At 61.8% G+C, this 3088-nt stretch carries 4 protein-coding genes; all 4 read right to left on the reverse strand.

All coding sequences use genetic code 11. The features are described 5' to 3' along the window. On the reverse strand, window positions 1-974 hold a 974-nt coding region (locus tag A2I95_RS28955; RefSeq protein ID WP_291735447.1), incomplete at its 3' end, for a hypothetical protein. Further along, entirely contained in the window at window positions 971-1735 is a 765-nt protein-coding gene (locus A2I95_RS28960) for a methyltransferase domain-containing protein (RefSeq protein ID WP_291735448.1), read from the reverse strand. The genes A2I95_RS28960 and A2I95_RS28955, both read right to left, overlap by 4 nt. An 18-nt stretch (window positions 1736-1753) precedes the next feature. Then, a complete protein-coding gene (locus tag A2I95_RS28965; protein ID WP_027257511.1) occupies window positions 1754-2134 on the reverse strand; it encodes a GtrA family protein in 381 nt (126 codons plus the stop codon). Window positions 2135-2136: 2 nt separating this feature from the next. Further along, window positions 2137-3088 (reverse strand): glycosyltransferase family 2 protein (locus A2I95_RS28970; protein ID WP_291735450.1); only part of this gene is annotated, 952 nt, incomplete at its 5' end.

Genomic DNA, 3088 nt, shown 5'->3' on the forward strand with positions numbered 1-3088 from the left:
CCGCCGGACCGCACCGGCATGTCGATGCCGCTGCGAATGACCTGCAGGCAGATCAGCGCCAGCCCCAGCCCGGCCCCGGACAGCATGTACAGCGCCCGCCATTTGTCCCGGCTCCACACGGCCCACACGGCGCAGCCAAGCAGCGCAGTCTGCAGCAGCGCCAGCCCAGTGATGCTGTAACCGCCCTTCAGCACCAGGTTCACCAGGAAATCCCCTGCCAGCTTGGAATTTTTCAATGCCGAGGCCAGATCCGTTGCAGGGCTGGGATTGCGCCAATCTGCCATCGGCACGCCGAACACCCCGTGTTCGGCATAGTTCAGCGAATAGATTGCCAGCATTCCCAAAGCAAAGCTGGCAATGAACAGCACCAGCAAGCCCGCCAGATCCTTTGCAGAACGTGCGGCATCTGCGCGGGTCAGGCTCATCGCGAGGACCAGAAACGGATAGGTCGTATATGACATCAGCGCCGCCGGAACAAAGACCAGCATCAGCCAGCGGCACATCCGCTCGCTCAGCCGGGTGGCAAGCCAGCCATACAGCGCCAAAATGGCTAGCCCAGGGATCAGTGTGTTGAACCACAGCGAGATCAGCACCGATGGCAGACACAGCCCGGCAATCAACGCTACCATCACCCGCTGCCAGATCTCAGCTTCGCGGCCAAGAGCGTTGTGAACCAGACAGCCCAGATAGATCGCCCACAGCAGCTGGTAGGTCAGGAAATTAGCCCAGGCCGGCGTCACCACGCCGCGCAAATGCCACAGATAATTGACCCAGCGCCCTTCGGTCAGGGTTTTAGAGTAGAACAGCTCAGGATCCGCCAGCAGCGCCGGATAGTCGTCATGCCGGATCATCGGATCATGCAGTTGGGACAGCGCGGCCAACAGCATCAGGGCAAAAACCGCAGCAACTGTTACCAGCAACTGCGGCACTGCAGACCGCTGCGGAGCGGAGCTGCCGGCGGAGACCAGTGTCATCCAGCAGCCTCCTGGAGGCGTCGGGCACGGCGGGCCAGCACAGCGGCGCGGCCCTGGGCAATCTTGGTCACCATCGGCTGCGGCATCAGCGAGACAACCCCGCGCCGCATCCGCCAGCCCAGGCTGCCGGCCAGCGGAACTTTCTGGCCAGCCGGGATTTCCGCTGCCAGCACCGCCTGCGGCAAGCCTTCGCGACCGGCTTCGTTGGCGTAAAGCACGGTGTTGTAGCGGTACCAGGGCTCGACGCCCTCCATCTCCTTCAGGTGAGGCCGGGCAAAGTCAAAGGCGGTAAAGCCGCGCGCCGCAAACATCTCTTGCCAGAAGGACAGCGGCTTCTCGTTGATGTGGAACTCGCCCCCCTGCCCCGGCACCGCGGCTGAGAAAAGCACCCGGTCTGCGTGGCAGGTCAAGCTATCCACCAGCCGCTCCGAAGCTGCCTCGGGCAGATGTTCACCCACTTCCAGACTTTGGGCCAGATCGAACTTGCGTTTCAGGTCAAAAGGTTTGGTCAGGTCAGCAGCGTGGAACTGCTCACGCGGGATTGCCAGCCGGTCGCGATCTACATAATCGCCATCGACGCCGGCCACATCCATCACACCAGCCTTGATCCATTCGCTCAGCCAAACACCGCGGCCGCTGCCCAGATCCAGCACACTACCTGCTTTCAGATGCGGCTGCACCACCGAAATCACCGCCTGCGCCGAAGTTCGCGCGCCTTGGTCGATGTAATCGTAAAACTCGTTGGAATAGATATGAGACATTTTTGCTCCGTCCGATAATCAGCCAGCCGCGGCATAAACCCAGAGGCGAAAGATGATGAAGTTCTGAACCGGCAGGATCACTGTGACAGCGGTGGCAGACATCCAATCTGCCCAGCCAGCCGCCGGACCGATGGCGCCGGTGATCAACGCCGAGACGGCAAAACCCGCGGCAATGGCGCAGGCGAAGCGCGCCATCTGGTCCGGCAACCCCAATGGGCGGCGGAAGGTCCACCAGGATTGCAGAACATATTGCACGGCAACCGCGGCTGCAAAGGCCAAGGCATTCGCCGCCGCTTGCGCTAGGCCTGCCGTCAACAGCGCGGTAAAGCCTAGCACATACAGCCCAGCGACCACTGCGCCCACAGCAGAGAAACGCAGAATTTGCCCCCAATCGCGCATTGTCACGACGCTTCCTTATGACGAGGGGCAGTTTCAATGTTCACCGGATCAGCCGTCGCACCGCTGGTTTCCTCCGACAGGAAATACATCGGCCGTTGCTTGCTCTCCATATAGAGCCTGCCGATGTATTCCCCCATGATCCCCAGCGTTAGCAGCTGGATGCCCGAGAAAAAGGAAATCGCCAGCAGCATCGACGCCCAGCCGGGCGCGGTGCTGTGAAGGATCAGCGACAGGAACACATAGACCGCCATCAGGAAGGTCACATAGAGGCTCAGGAACGCCAGCCGTGTCGCCATTTTCAGCGGCTTAGTGGAAAACCCGGTCAGCGCGTCAGTGGCAAAGCGCAGCATGGCGCGGAACGGGTATTTGGTGACACCTGCAACCCGTGCATCGCGCACGTATTCCAGACCGATCTGTTTGTACCCTGCCCAAGCAAACATACCGCGGATGAACCGCGCGCGCTCAGGCATCGCCAGCACCGCCGCCAGCGCACGGCGGCTGACCAGGCGGAAATCGCCGGTGTCCTTGGGGATATCCACATCCGACAGCGTGTTCAGGAAACGGTAGAACAGATAGGCGGTGGCCTTCTTGAACAGGGTTTCCCCCTGCCGTTCGGCCCGGCGCCCGTATACCACGTCATAGCCGCGGTCCATCATCATCATCATGTCGGGCAGGATTTCCGGCGGGTCCTGAAGGTCGGCATCCAGCATGAAGATACGCGCGCCACGCGCAGCCTCCAGCCCGGCCGTCAATGCCACCTGGTGGCCGCGGTTCGCCGACAGGCGGATGCCGCGCACCACAGGGTACCTGGCGTGAGCCGCCTCGATCGCCGCCCAGGTTTCGTCGCTGGATCCGTCATCCGCCAGGATGATTTCGGCGTCCTGCGCCCATGGTTCAATGGCCTGCACTAGCCGCTCCACCAGCATGGGGACCGACTCTTCTTCATTGTAGCAG

Source organism: Leisingera sp. F5 (genome assembly GCF_001593695.1).

Coding starts and splice junctions, on each gene's coding strand:
- A2I95_RS28965 (WP_027257511.1), bottom strand. CDS start 2,134: ATGCGCGATTGGGGGCAAATTCTGCGTTTCTCTGCTGTGGGCGCAGTG.
- A2I95_RS28960 (WP_291735448.1), bottom strand. CDS start 1,735: ATGTCTCATATCTATTCCAACGAGTTTTACGATTACATCGACCAAGGC.